Annotated in this window: 16 protein-coding genes; 12 read left to right on the top strand and 4 right to left on the bottom strand. The window is 70.1% G+C overall.

Annotated elements, in window-relative coordinates; genetic code table 11:
• Nucleotides 1-2: 2 nt before the first annotated feature.
• Nucleotides 3-788: an MBL fold metallo-hydrolase gene (locus BJY18_RS20860; protein WP_184784750.1), complete on the bottom strand. Its 786-nt coding sequence runs from the start codon at nt 786-788 to the stop codon at nt 3-5.
• A gap of 189 nt (nt 789-977) precedes the next feature.
• On the opposite strand from BJY18_RS20860, the gene BJY18_RS20855 reads away from it, so the two are divergent.
• Nucleotides 978-2,099, top strand: coding sequence for an amidohydrolase family protein (locus BJY18_RS20855; protein WP_184781553.1), 1,122 nt, complete (start codon nt 978-980; stop codon nt 2,097-2,099).
• On the opposite strand, the gene BJY18_RS20850 is transcribed toward BJY18_RS20855, so the two are convergent.
• On the bottom strand, nt 2,096-3,115 hold the full coding sequence (locus BJY18_RS20850; protein WP_184781552.1) for a Rieske (2Fe-2S) protein: 1,020 nt from the start codon (nt 3,113-3,115) through the stop codon (nt 2,096-2,098). The genes BJY18_RS20855 and BJY18_RS20850 overlap by 4 nt on opposite strands.
• A 143-nt stretch (nt 3,116-3,258) precedes the next feature.
• Here BJY18_RS20850 and BJY18_RS20845 point away from each other — a divergent pair, with 143 nt between their 5' ends.
• From BJY18_RS20845 to BJY18_RS20820, 6 genes are read left to right on the top strand one after another with little or no spacing between them, the layout of a single operon-like run.
• Nucleotides 3,259-4,347 carry a polyprenyl synthetase family protein gene (locus tag BJY18_RS20845; RefSeq protein WP_184781551.1) on the top strand — a complete coding sequence of 363 codons (1,089 nt, stop codon included), beginning with the start codon at nt 3,259-3,261 and terminating at the stop codon, nt 4,345-4,347.
• Nucleotides 4,348-4,378: 31 nt separating this feature from the next.
• Nucleotides 4,379-5,320 carry a phytoene/squalene synthase family protein gene (locus BJY18_RS20840; RefSeq protein WP_184781550.1) on the top strand — a complete coding sequence of 314 codons (942 nt, stop codon included), beginning with the start codon at nt 4,379-4,381 and terminating at the stop codon, nt 5,318-5,320.
• 1 nt (nt 5,321) lies between these two features.
• Nucleotides 5,322-5,657, top strand: a complete 336-nt coding sequence (locus tag BJY18_RS20835) for a lycopene cyclase domain-containing protein (RefSeq protein ID WP_184781549.1) — start codon at nt 5,322-5,324, stop codon at nt 5,655-5,657.
• The gene (locus BJY18_RS20830; RefSeq protein WP_184781548.1) at nt 5,654-5,974 is read left to right on the top strand and encodes a lycopene cyclase domain-containing protein; all 321 of its coding nucleotides are present in this window, start codon (nt 5,654-5,656) and stop codon (nt 5,972-5,974) included. Before BJY18_RS20835 ends, BJY18_RS20830 begins: the two co-directional genes overlap by 4 nt.
• Nucleotides 5,971-6,687, top strand: coding sequence for a class I SAM-dependent methyltransferase (locus tag BJY18_RS20825; protein ID WP_184781547.1), 717 nt, complete (start codon nt 5,971-5,973; stop codon nt 6,685-6,687). The genes BJY18_RS20830 and BJY18_RS20825 overlap by 4 nt, the downstream gene beginning before the upstream one ends.
• Nucleotides 6,688-6,707: 20 nt before the next feature.
• Complete coding sequence (locus BJY18_RS20820) at nt 6,708-8,189, top strand: FAD-dependent oxidoreductase (protein WP_184781546.1); 1,482 nt, start codon at nt 6,708-6,710, stop codon at nt 8,187-8,189.
• 48 nt (nt 8,190-8,237) lie between these two features.
• On the opposite strand, the gene BJY18_RS20815 is transcribed toward BJY18_RS20820, so the two are convergent.
• The gene (locus tag BJY18_RS20815) at nt 8,238-9,098 is read right to left on the bottom strand and encodes a hypothetical protein (RefSeq protein ID WP_184781545.1); all 861 of its coding nucleotides are present in this window, start codon (nt 9,096-9,098) and stop codon (nt 8,238-8,240) included.
• A 168-nt stretch (nt 9,099-9,266) separates the two neighbouring features.
• On the opposite strand from BJY18_RS20815, the gene BJY18_RS37800 reads away from it, so the two are divergent.
• Together BJY18_RS37800 and BJY18_RS20805 are read left to right on the top strand one after the other, a co-directional pair.
• On the top strand, nt 9,267-10,973 hold the full coding sequence (locus BJY18_RS37800) for an AAA family ATPase (protein ID WP_221457872.1): 1,707 nt from the start codon (nt 9,267-9,269) through the stop codon (nt 10,971-10,973).
• Nucleotides 10,974-10,976: 3 nt separating this feature from the next.
• Nucleotides 10,977-11,825 carry a DUF7192 family protein gene (locus BJY18_RS20805; RefSeq protein ID WP_184781544.1) on the top strand — a complete coding sequence of 283 codons (849 nt, stop codon included), beginning with the start codon at nt 10,977-10,979 and terminating at the stop codon, nt 11,823-11,825.
• A 461-nt stretch (nt 11,826-12,286) separates the two neighbouring features.
• Here the strand turns inward: BJY18_RS20805 and BJY18_RS20800 are convergent, their stop codons facing one another.
• Complete coding sequence (locus BJY18_RS20800; protein ID WP_184781543.1) at nt 12,287-12,799, bottom strand: DUF4232 domain-containing protein; 513 nt, start codon at nt 12,797-12,799, stop codon at nt 12,287-12,289.
• Nucleotides 12,800-12,961: 162 nt separating this feature from the next.
• On the opposite strand from BJY18_RS20800, the gene BJY18_RS20795 reads away from it, so the two are divergent.
• The 3 genes from BJY18_RS20795 (at nt 12,962) to BJY18_RS20785 (ending at nt 17,432) form a co-directional block, all read left to right on the top strand.
• Nucleotides 12,962-14,518: a molybdopterin-dependent oxidoreductase gene (locus BJY18_RS20795; protein ID WP_446680364.1), complete on the top strand. Its 1,557-nt coding sequence runs from the start codon at nt 12,962-12,964 to the stop codon at nt 14,516-14,518.
• A gap of 385 nt (nt 14,519-14,903) precedes the next feature.
• Complete coding sequence (locus tag BJY18_RS20790; RefSeq protein ID WP_184781542.1) at nt 14,904-15,884, top strand: LacI family DNA-binding transcriptional regulator; 981 nt, start codon at nt 14,904-14,906, stop codon at nt 15,882-15,884.
• A gap of 108 nt (nt 15,885-15,992) precedes the next feature.
• On the top strand, nt 15,993-17,432 hold the full coding sequence (locus BJY18_RS20785) for a GntP family permease (RefSeq protein WP_184781541.1): 1,440 nt from the start codon (nt 15,993-15,995) through the stop codon (nt 17,430-17,432).
• Nucleotides 17,433-17,552 lie beyond the last annotated feature (120 nt).

Here is a 17,552-nt window from a genome sequence, read left to right as displayed (position 1 = left end):
GATCACAGGGCCAGTGACTCGCCGCGTTGCAGCTGGTGGACCTTCGTCGGCGGCTGATGCGTCCGGACCTCACCGAGGAAGTCCGACAGGGGAGACCGGAACAGACCGTAGTCGTCGAAGTGCACCGGTACCGTTCGCTGGGGGCGGAGCAGGTTGAGCAGCTCGACGCCGCCCCGGTGGTCGAGTGTGACCAGAACGCCGAACGCTCGCGTGCCGCCGAGGTGGATCACTGCGAGGTCGAGGTCGGGGAACCGTTCACGGATGGTGGCCAGCTCGCGGTGCATCACGGTGTCGCCGCTGAGGTAGATCCGCAGCGGCTGCGAGTCCGGCCGGGCGCGGTACTCGAGGACGCTGCCCAGCACCGGCGGCAGCATGAGGTCCATCAAGCCGGGCCCGTGACGTGCGGGCACCGCGGTGACGGTGAGCGTGGCGCCGTCGTCGCTGAGAGTGTGCTGCTCCCACGTCCGTAGCGCGAGCGGATTCTCGAAACCCTTGCGGTGCAGGCGGGTCGCGGCGTGGTGGGTGGTGAGGATCGGCACGTTCGGGTGCAGCTCGCGGCGTGCGATCCGGTCGAAGTGGTCGCCGTGCAGATGGGACAGCACCACGGCGCTCAGCGGCGGCAGGTCCGCGGGCTGAAGTGCCGGTTCGGTACGCCGCCGGGCGAACAGGCCCTGCCCGAAGTAGCACCACTGGCCACGGTGCAGGAAGTTCGGATCGGTCAGCAGGGTGAACGGGCCGAGGCGCAGCAGCGTGGTGGCGGTGCCGACGAAGGTGAGACTGTCCGGCATGGAGTTCACGGGTTCCTCCGGTTCGTCGTTCAGGGCGCGTCCAGCCGGTGCCGTCCGGACGCACAGCGGAGCGGGTAACCCGTGCGGGCCTGGGCAAACCGTGCCGGACGAACGGATTCCCGCACCGGCCGCCGACCGGTGGCGTGACGACCGTCGTTTCCGCCGCCGGGCCACGGGTAACCGGTGTGGGTGTACGCCGACCACTTACTGTTGCCGTGGACGCGTGAGTTGCTCGCGCAGATACCTGACGTCCGGCTGTTCGATGTGCACACGCACCTCGGGTTGCACGACCCGAGCGGATTCCGGGCCACCGAGGCGGAGCTGCTCGCCGCGTTGTCGTTGGTCGATGCACGCGCGGTGATGTTTCCGCTGGCCGAACCCGGCGGCTACCGAGAGGCGAACGACGCGGTGCTGGCCGCCGCGGACGCGGAGCCACGGCTGGTGCCCTTCGCGCGGCTGAGTCCGCAGGACGCGGTGGCCGAGGGACGTCGTTGCGTCCGGGCTGGTGCCGCGGGATTCAAACTGCACCCGGCGAGTGACGGCTTCTCGCCGTTCGACGACCGCCTCGAACCGCTCTACGCGTTCGCCGAACGTGAAAGGCTGCCGGTACTGGTTCACACCGGACCGGGTACGCCGCCGTTGGGGAAGCGGCTGCTCGACCTCCTGACGAGGTTCCCGCAGCTGCGCATGGTTTTGGCGCACGCGGCGCTCACCGACCTCGAGTGGTTGGCCGACCGTGCCGCCGAGTTCCCCACGCTGATGTTCGACACTTCGTGGTGGAGCGCTTCGGATCTGGTCGCATTGTGCACGCGGGTGCCGCCCGGGCAGATTCTGCTCGCGAGTGACCTGCCGTATTCGACGCCGGTCTGGGCGGTGCACGCGACGCTGCGCTGCGGCGGCTACGCCGGCCTCGGCCCGGGCCAGCTCGCGGGAGTCGCCGGTGGGCAATGCGCTCGTCTGGTCGCCAAGGAGCAACTGCTCGACCTGGGCCCCGCACCCGGCCCCAGCGGACAGCAGCCGTGGCTCGAACGCGTGCACACCTATCTCGCCGCAGCCGTCGAAGCGACCAAACGTGGGGACGGCCCGGGCCAGACTCTGGAACTCGCCCGGAACGCCTGCGAGCTGCCGGACACCCATCCGCTGCGGTCGACAGCCGACTCCGTCGCAACCCTGCTCGACCGGTACGAAAGCTACGCGCCCCGGCACACCACTGGCAACCAGTACGCACCGGGCTGGGATCTCCTTGCCGCGGCGGCATTGCTCGCGCGTACGCCGGGCCCGCCGTTACCTACCCGGTCTACAATGGACTAACCGGGCAGTCGTCCGGCGCGCAGCGCGTACCTGCGTTCGGCATACGACAGGTCGTCACGCCAGAGACGGGTCGCAGTGTGGCGCATGAGGGGGCGGATCGCCGGCGCAAGCCGGGCTGCCAGCGCGAATCCCGGCCGCGGTGAGGCGGCAACTGTGGCTTCGATGACGGCCGTTCGCGGGTGGCCGTCCGCGCCGAGGCCGAGCGGCGTGGCGTGGGTTTCCACGACGCTGCCGGTCCCTTCGCCCTCGACGATGCGCATCACCACGGTTCTCGGTTCGGGGCAGACGAACTCGGCGAGCACCGGAACGCCCCACCGTCCGGCGATCCGGAAGGTCACTTCCACGAGGAACCGGTCCTCGTCGTCCCGTGCGCTGAGCCCGTGCGGCGCCTCCAGTACCCGCAGGTGGCTGAAGGAGTACGGGTGGAACCACGCGCCGTGCCAGGGATCCAGGCGGTTCGCCACGACGTCTTCGGGCTCGCAGGTGCCCTGGAGTGTCGCGACCGCGTCGACGCGGACGCCGGCCGGCCGCCGCGGCACCACCGGCCGGTCGGTGGGTGGTTCGCCGCCGAGCCGATCGAGGCGTGCCCACACCAGCACGCCGTCGTCGTGCGCCGGGATCGGGGACCAGGTCCCGCACTGTTCGCCGTCGATGCGCAGGCCGTGCCACCGGCAGACCAGGCCGCCGTCGTCGACGCGTGCGTCGGCGAGCGGCGCGCCCAGATGCGGGCAGGCGCCCGGACCGATCCGGACCTCGCCGCCGCTCCCGCGCCACGCGACGAGTTCGGTCCCGCCAACGGCGAGGCCGCGGGGCCGTTCGGGCCGGATCGACCGGCTCGCGGCCACGACGAACCAGTTGCCGGACGGACGCGCCGCGGCGCGTTTGCCCGCCGCCTCGATCAACGCCGGCGAGCAGTCGCGGTAAGTCGGCTCCTGGCGTGCCCAGGGTGGTGCGGAAAATGGCTGGACGGGCCACCGTCGAGGCCACCGTTCGATGATCCGTTCCGTCACGAGCATCAGGCACGCTCCCGATTTCGGGTGCTCGGGCACAGTTCATCGTGCCCCAGTGCCGTCCGCCCCGCAATTCCCCCGGCAGCGTTGTTTATCCGGCACCGGCAGGGGTATTCGTCGCCGGACCGGGAGTGCAGCGAAGGAGTCCGATGACGTCGATCGCCAAGCCGGACGCCCCCGAAGCGGCGGCGTGGCTGGACTCGTCGCGTCGCCGGTGCCGCGGCGACGTCCGGGCTTTCGTGACCGATCGGGTGCGCGAGTACTTCACTGGCCGCGCCTCGGAAATCCCGGCGGTGACGGTGCTGCCGGAGTTTGTCGCAGGTGGCAAATTGCTCCGGTCCATGTTCGCCTACACCGGCTGGTGCTGTGGTGGTCCGGAAAGCGACGCCGCGTTGCGGGCGGCCGGAAACCTGGAGCTGCTGCATTGTTTCGCGCTGGCGCACGACGACGTCATGGACGGCTCCGCCTGGCGTCGCAAACAGCCGGCGCTGCACGTCCAGTTCGCGCGCTGGCACGAGGAACACGGGTTGCGTGGGCCGGCGGCCCGGTTCGGAGAGTCCGCCGCGGTGCTGACCGGGGACATGCTGCTCGTGTGGGCCGAGCGGATGCTCTGCGAAAGCGGACTGGACACTGCCGCCATCGCCCGTGCCCGGCCGGTCTACGACATGCTGCGGTCAGAGCTGGCCGTGGGGCAGTTCTGCGACCTGGTGAACGACGCCCGCGAACTGCCGTCCTGGGACGACGTCCTCGATGTGATCCGCCGCAAATCCGGCAACTACACCGTACGCAGGCCACTGGAATTCGGGGCGGCGCTGGCCGGCTGCCCGCAGCAGGTGATCGACGCGCTCGGCGTCTACGGCGGGGTGCTCGGGGAAGCCTTCCAGTTCCGCGACGATCTGCTCGGCGTGTTCGGTGATCCGGCGGTGACCGGAAAACCCGCGGGCGACGACCTGCGGGAACGCAAGGCGACCAGTGTCGTGGTGCTGGCCGCGGAAATGGCGGATCGTCGGCAACGCGGCGAGCTCGCCGGCCTCCTCGATCTCGATGTCGTCGACGACGCGGCCATCGGCCGCTGGCGTGTTCTCCTCGCGGAGACCGGCGCACCGGACCAGCTGGAGAAGTACATCGACGCACGCGTCCGGCGCGCGTTGGAAGCGATCGACCTGGCCGGGCTGCCGCAGCGTCCTGCGGCGGCGCTCGCTGTACTGGCGGGTCGGTGCACCGAGCGGGTCCGATGAGGACAGCAGGCGGGTGGGCGGTGGATTTCCGATGACCCGCCGGGAACTCGACGCGGCCGGGATCTCCCGGCCCGAACTTCGCCGAGCTTACCAGAGTTGCCGCGAACTCAACGCACGGCACGGCCGCACGTACTTCCTCGCCACGCGCATGCTCACCCCCGCACAACGGCCGGCCATTCACGCGCTGTACGGCTTCGCTCGCCGCCTCGATGATCTCGTCGACGAACCGACTCCTGGATCCACTGTGGACTCGATATCGGCCGAGCTGCGGCACGCAGAACACGGATTCTTCGGCGACCTGGCGGACGGACGTAGCGACGATCCGTTGCGTACAGCGGTAATCGACACTGTGAATCGCTACGGCATAGCGGAAAACCACTTTCGCGCCTTCTTCACCTCGATGCGGATGGATCTCACGGTCACCAGTTACCCGAACCGTGTCGCGCTGGAGGAGTACATGTACGGCTCGGCGGAGGTCATCGGACTGCAGGTGCTGCCCGTGCTCGGTACCGTCGTCGGCCGGGAGGACGCCGCCCCGCACGCCGCCGCACTCGGAAAAGCGTTCCAGCTCACCAACTTCCTGCGTGACGTCGCGGAGGACCTCGCCCGCGGCCGGGTCTACCTGCCCACCGATGAACTGGACGCCGAAGGGGTCGACCGCGATCGGCTCGGCTGGTGCGCCCGCACGCGCCGGATCGACCCGCCGGTCCGGCGTGCGATCGCGGCTCAGGCCGCCCGCATCCGGGCCGTCTACGCCCAGGCCAAACCGGGCATCGCCATGCTGCATCCGGTGTCACGCCCCTGCGTGTCGACCGCGTACTCGCTCTACAGTGGCATTCTCGACCGTATCGAGGCGGCTGATTACAACGTGTTCGCCGGCCGCGTGCGGGTACCGCGTCGCGCACGGTTGTTCGCCGCCTGCAACGCCTTCACCCAAGTCCAGTGGGCCCGATACCGGCAGCCGGTGAGCTGACGTGAACCACGCGCAATACCTGTTCGTGCTCGCCGCATGCGTCGTGGTGACGCTGCCGCTGGAGCTGTCCGGTTCGCGCGTGTATCGCCGCCCTCGTCGACTGGCTCGCGCCGTGCTCCCGGTGGCGGTGGTCTTCCTCGTCTGGGACGCGCTCGCGATCGCGGCCGAGGCCTGGAGATTCGACCCGGCCTTCGTTTCCGGCGTGCGTGCTCCGTTCGGGATACCGCTCGAGGAAGTGCTGTTCTTCGTCGTGGTCCCGATCTGCGGGTTGCTCACCTACGAGACGGTGGTGCGCGTCGGTCGGCTGGTGCGGCGAAATCGGCGGGTGCGGCGATGATGCCTTGGGGTTACACGGTTCCCGCAGTCGCGGCCGTGCTCGTGGTGGTCGCGGCGGAGCTGCTCGTGCTGCGCACCGGGCTGTTCCGGCAGTCGGCCTACTGGATCACGATGGCGATCACAGTCGCCTTCCAGGTTCCGGTGGACGGGTGGCTGACCAAGCTGTCCGCGCCGATCGTCCAGTACGCACCCGAAGCCATCACCGGTTGGCGCTTCCCGTGGGACATTCCGGTCGAAGACTTCTTGTTCGGCTACGCACTTGTGACCGCGGTACTCCTGCTCTGGAAGCGTGACGAATCCGGAAAGGACAGTGCATGAGTTCCCTGCCCGAATCCGGTCTGCCTCGAGGTGAGGTGCCCGCCGCGTTCGACCGAGACGCGGCGGCCTACGACCGGCTCATCGGCCTGAACCCAGGCTACCACCGGCATTTGCGCATCTCCGCGCGACGGCTCCTGGCCGAAAGCGTGACCGTGCCCCGTATTCTGGACGCCGGATGCGGCACCGGCGCGTCTACCGCTGCACTGCTCGCCGTCGCGCCCCGTGCCCGGATCACCGCGATCGACGCCTCCGCCGAGATGCTCGCCAGGGCAAAGACGAAATCATGGCCCGGCACCGTGAATTTCGTGCATACCCCGGTCGAGGACCTGGCGACGGTGCACGGTCGGTTCGATGCCGTTTTCAGCGCGTATCTGCTGCGCAACCTCGCGGATCCCGATACGCAGCTGCGATCCCTGCGCGGATTGCTGCGTCCGGGAGGACGTTTCGCGGCGCACGAGTACTCGGTCCGCGATTCGAGACGCGCGCAATGGGTGTGGAAGGCGGTGTGCGCCGGAATCATCATCCCGATCGGCCGGATCGCCACCGGCGACGCCACGCTCTACCAGCACCTGCGCCGCAGCGTTCTGACTTTCGACGGTGTCGGCGAACTCTGCTCGCGGCTTTCCCGCGCCGGTTTCGCCGACGTCCGGACCGGCACGATGCCGGGCTGGCAACGCGGGATCGTGCACACCGTCCTGGGCACGGCCACGTGATCGCGGCCCGAGACCGCCTGATGCAGACCTATCCCGCACCCGCCGGGCTGGCCGACGCCGGGCTGCTGGGGCGCCGACCCCGTGCGGCTGTGGTCGGGGGCGGGATCGCCGGGCTCACGGCCGCGACCGGGCTGGCCGAACGCGGGGTCGAGGTCACGCTGTTCGAACGCGAGTCCTATCTGGGCGGTCGCGTGGGTGGCTGGCCCGAACGGCTTCCGGACGGCACCGCGGTGACGATGAGCCGCGGCTTTCACGCGTTCTTCCGCCAGTACTACAACTTGCGCACGCTGCTTGCCCGCACCGACCCGGACCTCGACCGGCTCAGCGCCTTGCCCGACTACCCCCTCGTTGACGCCCGCGGCCGGACCGACACCTTCGCCGGCCTGCCGCGGACGCCTCTGCTGAGCGCGCTGGCGTTCGCACTGCGCAGCCCCACTTTCCGCACGCGTGATCTGGTCCGGCTTCGGGGGCGGCGCGCGCTGCCGCTGGCCGCGGTCGGCGTCCCGCGCATCTATCGGCAGCTGGACGACGTCGACGCCGCTTCGTTTCTGACCGCGATCAATTTCCCGGCGGCGGCCCGGCATTTGGCGTTCGACGTGTTCTCACGCAGCTTTTTCGCCGACCCAGGTGAGCTTTCGGCCGCGGAGCTGGCGACGATGTTCCACCTCTACTTCCTCGGTTCGGCGGAAGGACTGCTCTTCGACGTGCCGGCCGAGTCGTTTCCCCAGGCGTTGTGGCAGCCTCTCGCCGATCACCTGACGGCACGCGGAGCCGATCTGCGTCTCGGGACGGCGGTGACCGCGATCGACCGTGAGCCCGGCGGTTTCCGCATCGGCGGCGAGTCGTTCGACGCCACCGTGCTGGCCTGCGACGTCCCGGGTCTGCGCCGCATCGTCGAGGAGTCGCCGGACCTCGGCACGCCGACCTGGCGCGCCGGAATCGATGACGTGAAGACCGCTCCACCGTTCGTCGTGCGACGCCGTTGGCTGGACCGGCCGGTCGCTACGCGTCGCCCGGCGTTCCTGGGCACCGGCGGCCTGCCACCGTTGGACAACATCAGCGTCCTCGACCGGTATGAAGGCGAAGCCCGCCGCTGGGCGGCACGCACTGGCGGCGCGGTGGTCGAGCTGCATGCCTACGCCACCGGAGAGGACGTCGGCCGGGCACTGGACGAGCGCCTGCACCAGCTGTACCCGGAAACGGCGGACGCCCGGGTGCTGGGCGAGATCACCCTCGTACGGCAGGACTGCCCCCTGTTCCCGGTCGGCGGCTTCGCCCGGCGCCCCACCGTCACCACTCCCGATCCCGCCCTGGTGCTGGCGGGAGACGCGATCCGCATCGACTTGCCGGTAGCGCTGATGGAACGCGCGGCGACAACCGGCTGGACCGCGGCGAACGCCCTGCTCAAACGCTGGGGACTCGCCGGCCATCCGCTGCGCTCGGTACCCAACCACGGCCGCCTCGCGCTCTTCGAACGGCTGGCGAGTCGCCAGTTCGCGTGAGCCGCTGGGGCCCGCACGCTGATCGGCTGCGCGCCCGTCGGTGCCGGGTCAGGTGCGCGGAGGCAACGGTGGTGGCTGCCCGTGTGCCGGGTGCGGGTTCCCAGGCGCGTCACTTGACGGGGACGGTACGCCCGGAAACGATTCCGGTGGAAAGTAGCCGCCCGGGCCGCCGGGAGCTGGCGCGGGACCGCTCGCGGCACCTGGTAACGGCGCGCGGCCACCCGTACTGTCCGGAGACGGCCCGGGTCCAGCCAACCCGCCGGGAAACGGCCCGGGACCACTCACGGCAGCCGGGAACGCTGCCGGACCGCCCACTACCCGCGCGTACGCGTTGGCCGGATCCGCTCGTCGAGGCAGCAGCGCCAGCACCACAGCGGCGATCGCCAGTACCGCGGCCGGCATTTGCAGCCAGATGGCCGGGCCGGCGGACACGGTCACGATTTCCTCGTCTTTCGCGCCCGCTGCCGACATCAGTTCGGTGAAACCCATCGTGGACATCAGAAGTGCCCCGATCAGTCCGCCGGATGCCAGCGTGACCAGCGGGCTCGTCCACGTCCACTGGCCGCGGCCGGCCAGCAGCACGATGGCCACCAGCACGGCGAACGCGGCAGCGGGCACGAGACCCCAGCCGTCGAGCGGATGGTTCCAGCTCTCGATCGGAACCGAGAAGGTCATGGACCACGCCGTGGTCGTCGTGACACTGACCTTGCTGTGCGCGTCGTTGAAATAGGCGCCGTCGGACAGCAGGCGGTCGGTCGTGCGGGTGAGTACCAGGAACGTGCTGACGATGGTCAGCGCACCGGCCACGATCAGGAGAACCGAAGGCAGCCAGTTCACTACCGAGGGTTGGCGGCGGGGTGGCGCGGCCGTGCTCGGCCACGGTCCCGGTTGGTAGCTGGTTTCGCTCATCGAGAAGGCCCCTTCCGGCTCGTCAGCGAGTGTGTGCGCTCGCGATGGGAGGGGTCCCGGCCCCGATAGGGCACCCTGGGCGATGGCAGCAACGTGCCGACTTCCTTGGCTGTTCGCCTGGCGAAACCTAGGGTCGGCTGAGCAGCACACACGTCATGCGGAGGCACCGTGCGGGACAGCACGAAGGCGGAGTTCACCTCGATCGCCGAGGAGGTGGCGCGCGGCGTTTTCACCCAGAGCAACCTGCTCTGGATGGCGGAAAGCGAGATTCGGGCCCGTCTCCCGGAGACCGTCTACCAGCATGCGCAGGCGTTGTTGCCCAACCTCGCCGCGCTCGCCATCGCCAATGCCACCCCGGACCGGGGCGAAATGCAGCGAAGTCTCGAAGGCGCGGCGTGGCATCAGCTGGAGGCCCGTCTGCCGGACCTGGTCAGCCGCGCCGCGAACGAGCTGCTCCCCGGGCTGGCCGAGTCCGCGGTTCGGGAGGCGACCCCGGACTCGGCTCAGCTGCGCGCGGAACTGGTCACCGGAGTGACCACAGACGTGACCGCCGAGCTGCGCGAGAAGACCGCGGCCGCGCTCGCGGACGTGGTGCGCGATGCCGTCGACCAGGTCCGCGCCGAGGTGGCCGGGTCGCTGGAGAAACAGTCCGAGGAGACGATCGCCGAGCTGGCCCGTACCGCGGTGGCGAACGCGGCGCCGGACCGGACCGAGGTCCGCGACGAGCTGGTGCGCGAGGGCACCGCCGTGCTGATGGACAACGTGCGCTCGGCGGTCGAGGACGCGGCGCCCGAGGCGGTCCGGCAGGAGGCGGACAAGGTCCGTGGGTCGCTGGCCGACGAGGTGGTGAAGGCAGCCGGCGACGTGCTGCCGCAGCTGGCCGGCGACGCGGTGGCCGAAGCGGCGCCGGACATGCAGGCACTGCACGACCAACTGGTCACCCGGGTGCTCGCGACCGTCACCGATTCGGCCCGCGCGGCCACGCTGGCCGCGCTGCCGGACATGGTGGACAGGGCGTCCGACGAGACGGTGAAGTCCTTGCGCCGCACCGTGCGCGAAGAGGCCGAGAAGGCGTTCGCGGAGTACGCGCCGAACGTGGTCACCGTGGTGCTCCCGCAGGGCAGGAAGGTCGAGTTCGGTTCCGACACCCACGAGGTGCTGCCGGAGCTGCTGGTGGCCCTGCACGCCCGCTGCCACGTGCTGCTCGTCGGCCCGGCGGGCACCGGAAAGTCCATGCTGGCCAAGCACGCCGCCGGCGCGCTGGAGCTGGATTTCCAGGCGCTTTCACTGGGTCCGACCACGCCGATGAGCAAGGTCTTCGGCTACTACGACGCCAACGGGCACTACCACGACACCCCGTTCCGCCGGGCGTTCGAACACGGCGGCGTGATGCTGCTGGACGAGCTGGACAACGGCCACCCCGGGCTGCTCGCCGAGCTGAACCAGGCGCTCGCGCTGGGTACCTGTGCCTTCGCCGACCGGATGGTCGACGCGCACGAGAACTTCCGGCTGGTCGCCACCGGCAACACCTACGGGACCGGCGGCGACCGGCAGTACGTCGGCAGGCAAAGCCTGGATTCGGCGACGCTGGACCGGTTCGTGGTGATCGACGTGCCGATCGACGAGGGCCTGGAGGAACGGATCGCCCTGCGGCACGCGCCGTCGCATCCGGACGCGGTGCAGGAACTCCTCGATGAGGTCCGGGACCTGCGGGAGCTGGCCGAACGCAAGAAGCTGCCGGTGATCTTCTCGCCGCGGGCCAGCATCGACGGGGCCAAGCTGCTGGAGGCGGGGGCCACGGTGGAGCAGGTACTGCAATGGCGGGTGGTGCGCGGGCTTTCCGAGACGCACCGCAAGGCACTCGAACTGGACTGAACCATGCTTCCTTGCACGCTCCCGCCGCTGCGGTCCTGGCCCGAGTTCCTGGACGCCGCTTCGGCCGAGCCCACGATTTCCGATCCGTCGAGCCGGCGGGAGGAGTACGGCTGGCACGGCGCTTCCTGGGAGGAAGCGCTGCGTCTGGCCGTCGACGGCTGGTCGGTGCCGTTGGAGGAAACGGATGTGACGGTCGGGGAACTGCGGGAGAGCGCCGGGCTCGCGCATTCGGTCACCGTGCTGGAGCCGACATGGGACGTGACCGGGAGCGAGGTCGACGTCGGCGCCTACCTCTCGGGGGTGCCCGAGTGCATGGTGGACGCCGTGCCGCGGCAGGTTTCCCGGCGGGGCAAGGTGATCACGTTCCTCGTGCCGGGTGGCTACTCGAACACCATCGAGCACGACGTGATCGTCAACCGCGGGCTGGCGCTGGCCGCGCTGTGCAGTGCGATCATCGACGCCGGGCACAGCGTGGAGATCTGGTCGGGATTCTGCGGGACTTTGCTGCAGTCCGAAGTGGAGCTGCGGTTTTCCGGAGTGGCAAGGGTGATCGCCGCCGGCGAACCGTTCGACGTCGGCCGGCTGATCTTCGCTGTGGCACATCCGGCGATGCTGCGGCGACTGTGGCTCGGAGTGTGGGACGCGCAACCGGAAAAGGTCGCCACGGCAATGCACGACGACCACTACGGAGGCCCGCCCTACACCTGCCTGCCGGACGACCTGCCTTCGGAAATCCACGATCCGTACGTGTTCCCGTACCTGACCGCGTCGGACCGGCAGTGGGACGACCTGCCGACCGCGCTCGACTGGGCACGCCAGATGTTCCGGGATCTGGAACTCATCCAGGACTGATGTTCGGCGGTATCGTGCGGAGTCTCCGGTTACGAGGGCGTAGCGCGGTTAGCACGTACTCGGCCGCTTTCAGCGCAGTGCCACAGGGATTGTGTTTCCAGTACCGGGAAGGCCCGAGTCACTCCCGGACCGTCCTGGCTCGGGTACTGCCGGCGCTTGGTATCCAGGTCCGCGAGGGTACGCGGAAAACGCCGGAGCGTCGACGCGGGCAATCGGGCTGCGAAAGGTGGACCACATTCATCCGCCACGTGAATCGGGTGTGGTTGGCGTGGCTCGCACCCCGGCAGGCGGGTCGGCAACGAACCCCGGCGACCTGTGCACGGTCCTCACCGACCCACCGTGCACAGTTGCCATCGCGCTCCTCCCCAAGGTCGATGGCTCAGCGTACCCGGGTGGACTCACCCTGCGGAGACACCGATGGCGGCCGGGCAAATCCCGGCCGCCATCGGTGTTTCGGCGCGTCAGTCCTGGGTGATGACCTCGAAGTGCGCGGAGGTGGTGAGGTCCTGGCCCGGCCAGGCGACCCCGATCGCGGTGCGCGAGGCGTCCGAGGGCAGGTGCAGGCCCAGCGACGCGACGGTCGGGCCGGGCTCGGCGTCGTTCGGGATCACGACGTAGGAGCTGGCGGTGTGCGTCGCGTCGATGGTGACCTGGGGCGCGTTCTGGCTGTCGGCCGAGTTGCTCGGCACGCCCAGCGGCGCGCCGCCGCCGTCGTAGAACACGGTGTCATAGGGGGCGCCGCTCACCGTGCAGTGTGTGGTGGGGGTGGCCGCGGTGTAATGCAGAATGTCGGCGTGGTGTCCGGATGCGTGGTCCGGAGCCGGAGTGGCGGTCACGGTGACGTCCGCGTCGGTGCACAGCGGCGCGTCGGACGGGGCGGCGTTGGCAGCGGTCGCGCTCAGCGCCGCGGCACCTCCGACGGTCGCGAGAACGGCCGCGGCAGCGAGGGTGCGACGAAGAGTGTTGGCGATCATGTGACTTCCTCCCGGTGATCGTTTGACCGAACGTGCTTCCAACCAGGGAGACGCCCACCGGTGGTCCGGGTGCGCCCGCTGTGCGGTTTGGCACTCGGACGCAACCCCCTCGCCGACCACCCGTTCGGGTCGGCCACCAATCCGTCGCGGACCCGGTTTCGAATTCCGGAAGTGACGACCGACGACCTGCGCTTGCGCCGCCCGAGTGCCGCGCTCTGCGGCATCCTCGCTCTGCTGGCCGCGCTCGCGGCGGGCCACCTCGTCGCGTCCTTCATCGCCGTGGACGCCTCGCCGTACCTGGCGGTCGGCAGCTCGGCGATCGACCTGACCCCGACCTGGCTCAAGGACTTCGCGGTCCGCACTTTCGGCACGCACGACAAGGAAGTGCTGCTCGGCGGCATGGCGGTGGTCATGCTCGTCGTGGCCGCGGTGGCCGGGTTGATCTCGGTGCGCCGGGTCTGGCCGGGAGCCGCGCTGGTCACCGTGTTCGGGCTGGTCGGCGTCGTGGCCGTGCTGACCCGGCCCAGCCTGACCCCGGTCGCGGTGCTCGCCCCACTCGCGAGTGTGCTCGTCGGGGTCGGGGCTTTCCTGCTTCTGCACCGCATTTCCTCGCGCATCGGGGCTCGTGACGAGGACGGACGACGCTCCGGCACGCCGCGGCGGGCCTTCCTGATCGGCGGAGCCGGTGTCGTGGTCGGCTCGGGCGTCGCCGCCGGAGCCGGACAGCTGATCGGCTCGACGCGTGACGCGGCGTCGTCCCGTGCCGCGATCGGCAGGCTGGCTCCGGCACGTCGCGCTCCGGCCATTCCCGCCGACGCCGATTTCGAAAAGCTGGGCACTCCGTCGTTCCTCACGCCGAACGCGCGGTTCTACCGCGTCGACACGGCGCTGTCGGTACCGCAGTTGCGTGCCGAGGACTGGAGCCTCCGCATCCACGGCATGGTCGACCAGGAGCGCACCTACCGCTACTCCGACATCCGCGGCCGCGCCCTCGTCGAGCGCACGATCACAATGACCTGTGTGTCCAATGAGGTCGGTGGCGACTACGTGTCCACTTCGAACTTCATCGGCATCGATGTGGCGGATCTGCTGGAAGAATGCGGAGTCCAGCGGGGAGCACAGCAGCTGTTCGCGACCAGTGTGGACGGTTGGACCTCGGGCACGCCGGTGGAGGCGATGCTCGACCGCGGCCGAGGTGCGATGCTCGCGATCGGGATGAACGGCGAGCCGTTGCCGCTCGAGCACGGTTTCCCGGCCCGTCTGGTCACCCCGGGGCTGTATGGTTATGTGTCCGCCACGAAGTGGGTGATCGACCTCGAAGTCACCACCTGGGCCGCTCGCCAGGCGTACTGGCTCCGCCGCGGCTGGGGGCAGGAGGCGCCGATCAAAACGGAATCGCGGATCGACCAGCCGAAGGGCTTCGCCACGGTACCGGCCGGCGCGGTCCGGCTGTCCGGGATCGCGTGGGCACAGCACAAGGGGATCGAACGGGTCGAGATCAGTGTCGACAACGGCCCCTGGACGCCGACCACACTGTCCACAGAGGTCAACGAAGACACCTGGCGGATGTGGTGGGCGCAGCTGTCGGTGAAGCCCGGCACGCACCAGGTGTTCTGCCGTGCCACGGACAAGACCGGCTACACCCAGACCTCCGACCGAGCCGGCACAGTGCCCGACGGCGCGACCGGCTGGCACTCCACCACCTTCATCGCGAGCTGATTCACCGGCCTGGCCACTGTCCGGGACGTCCCGGACAGCGGCGCCGGGGGTCCGCCGGTGTTTCGAACCGTCCGGACTGGTCTGGTCCCTGCCCGGACGTCCGCCGATGCTCGGAGCCGTCGGGGCGACGCGGTGGTCGGGGGTAGCACTGCCGTTGTGTCGAGCCGTCCGGGTCGGCGGGATAGCCGCGTGGACGTCTGGCGGTGTTTGGAGGGCCCCGGACCCGTCTGGCAGCAGCTCGGACGTTCGCGGTGTTTCGGGCTGTCCGGACCCGGCCCGGTCCTTCCTGTTTCGCCCGGTGCCGCCGCGGACGAGTGTTTCCGCTGCCCGGGACCTGTCGGCTGTGGAATGCTGTCGGAATCGGTTCCGGTCCCGGGAGGGTGGCATGCGTCGGGTATCGCTCGCAGACGTCGCGAAGGCCGCGGGCGTGGCCAAGGCGACGGCGTCGCGTGCGCTTTCGTCGCGGCAGCAGGACGTCGGCGAGGCGACCCGGGCACGCATCCTCGAGGTGGCCGCGGACCTCGGCTACCAGCCCAATCGCGCGGCGCAGAGCCTGCGTACCGGGCGGCTGCGGCTGCTGGCTGCCGCGGTGCCGGGGGACGCGAGTGGATGGGAACCGATTCTGGCCGGCGCGGCCGCTCAGGCCCGGCGGCGTGGATACCACCTGGTGCTGCACTACCTGGACCCGGCGCGGGACGGTGACCAGCCGGTCGACGGGCTCTCGGTCGACGGGCTGCTGCTCATCTCGCCGGGACGGACGTTGCCCCCGGTGATCGGCGAGGACGGCGTACCCCTGCCCACCGCGGTCGTCGACGACAACCTCGAGCACGGCGATGGTGCCTTGCTGCGCACCGCGTTGTGGCAGGCCGGACGTGCTGCCGGCCGGCACCTGGCCGACCAGGGCCGGACCCGGCTCGCCGTGCTGGCCGAATCGTCCGGCCCGGTGGTCGACGGTTTCCTCGCCGCCTGCTCGGCCGCCCGGCTGCCCGTGCCCGAGGTGCACATCGCGGCGCCGGCCGAGGCCGCGGTCGAACCGGTGGTCACCGAGGTGCTGGTGGACGGGTTCTTCGCCACCAGTCCGGCACTGGCCGCGCACTCCGTGGTGGGCTTCCGCCGGGGCGGGCTGACCGTGCCCGAGGACGTGTCCCTGGTGGCCTTCGGCGACGGGGAGCTGGCGCGGCACTTCGACCCGCCGCTCACCGTCGTCCGGCCACCGTGGGCGGCGCTCGGCGCCCGCGCGGTGGACCTGCTGGTCGACGCGGTCGAGGACGCCGCCGCGGTACCGGCCGGCCTGGAACTGGTGGCCGAACTCGTCGTGCGCGGCTCCAGCGTTCCGGAACGACGGCGTTCGTTCGTTCCCGACTAGTCCCGATACCCCCGAGTTGACCAGGCGTAACCCGAGTGTCAGACTTCCGGAATCGATTCCAGAGGTGCGCTGCCGCACAGCCGGCTGCCGCCCGAGAGGAGGCTGCCGGTGACCGGCCACACGTGGTTCCTGCTGGTGGTGCTGGTCGTCGCGATCGCGCTGCTGGTCACGTTGATCAACTCGCGGCTGCGACTGCATCCGTTCGTTGCGTTGCTGGTCGTGGCGCTGGCCGCGGGCCTGGTGGCCGGCGAGCCGGTGACCAAGCTCGCCAAGTCGATCGAGACCGGGGCCGGTGACATCCTCGGCAACGTCGGCGTCACCCTGGCACTGGGCACCATGCTCGGCAGGCTGCTCGCCGATTCCGGGGCCACCGACCGGATCGCCACCGCGGTGGTCGAGCGGTCGACGCCCCGCACCCTGCCGTGGCTGATGGCGCTGGCCGCGTTCATCATCGGCATCCCGATGTTCTTCGAGGTCGGGCTGATCGTGTTGCTGCCGCTGGTGTTCAGCGTGGCGGAGCGGCTGAAGCGGGCCGGGGCCGCGACCACGTCGTCCTACACCCTGCTGGCCACCCCGACCATCGCCGCGCTCGCCACCCTGCACGGCATGGTGCCGCCGCACCCCGGCCCGCTGATCGCGGTGTCCGGGCTGCACGCCGATCTCGGCAAGACGATCCTCGTCGGATTCGTGTGCGCGGTGCCGACGGTGATACTGGCCGGTCCGGTCTTCGGCCGGTGGTTGGCCGCGCGGCTGAGCGTCCAGCCGGAGCAGGCGCTGGTGCACCAGTTCACCCGGCGTGGCCGCGTCGACGACCAGTCCGGCGGTATGGCGGGCGCGGGCGTCCCGGCGCGTGGCGGCGAGGGCGCCGGGCGGGTGCGCGGTGCCGTGCCCACCGGCGCCGCAATCGTTTCCATCCTCGTGCCGGTCGTGCTGATGCTGCTGCGCACGCTGGCCGAAATCGTGCTGCCGGAAGGAAACGGCGTGCGGTCGGCGGCGACGTTGCTCGGTGAGCCGGTGATCGCGATGCTGGCAGGCTTCCTGTTCGCGTTGTTCGCGCTGGCGTTGCTGCGCGGCCGCCCGGGTGAAGCCGTACGACGGTCCCTTTCGGACAGTCTCAAACCGGTCGTCGGCATCCTGCTGATCATCGGTGGCGGGGGCGCGTTCAACGAGGTGCTGCAGGATTCCGGGATCAGCGACGCGGTCGGCTCGGCCGCGGGCAGCCTGCGGATCAGCGTGCTGCTGCTCGGCTGGCTGCTGGCGCTGCTGCTGTCCGCGTCCACCGGGTCGGCGACGGTCGGAATCGTTTCCTCCACCGGAATCGTCGCGCCGCTGCTCGCGCACGGCGACAGCTGGTACACCGCGATGGTGGTGGTCGCCATCGGCGCGGGCTCGATCGGGCTCAACTACGTGAACCACGCCGGGTTCTGGCTGGTCAAGGAATCCTTCGGGATGAGCATGGGGCAGGCCACGAAACTGCACACCACGGTTCAGACGCTGGTCAGCGTGCTGGGCCTGGCAGTGCTGGGAGTGCTGTCGATCTTCGTGTGAACCGGCTGGGCCGCCTGAGCCATGTGAACCGACTGGGCCGGTTGAACCGACTGGGCCGGTTGAACCGACTGGGCCGGTTGAACCGACTGGGCCGGTTGAACCGACTGAGCCGGTTGAACC

The organism is Amycolatopsis jiangsuensis (assembly GCF_014204865.1).
Lineage (GTDB): Bacteria > Actinomycetota > Actinomycetes > Mycobacteriales > Pseudonocardiaceae > Amycolatopsis > Amycolatopsis jiangsuensis.
This window is presented reverse-complemented; position numbering and strand designations above follow the sequence as displayed.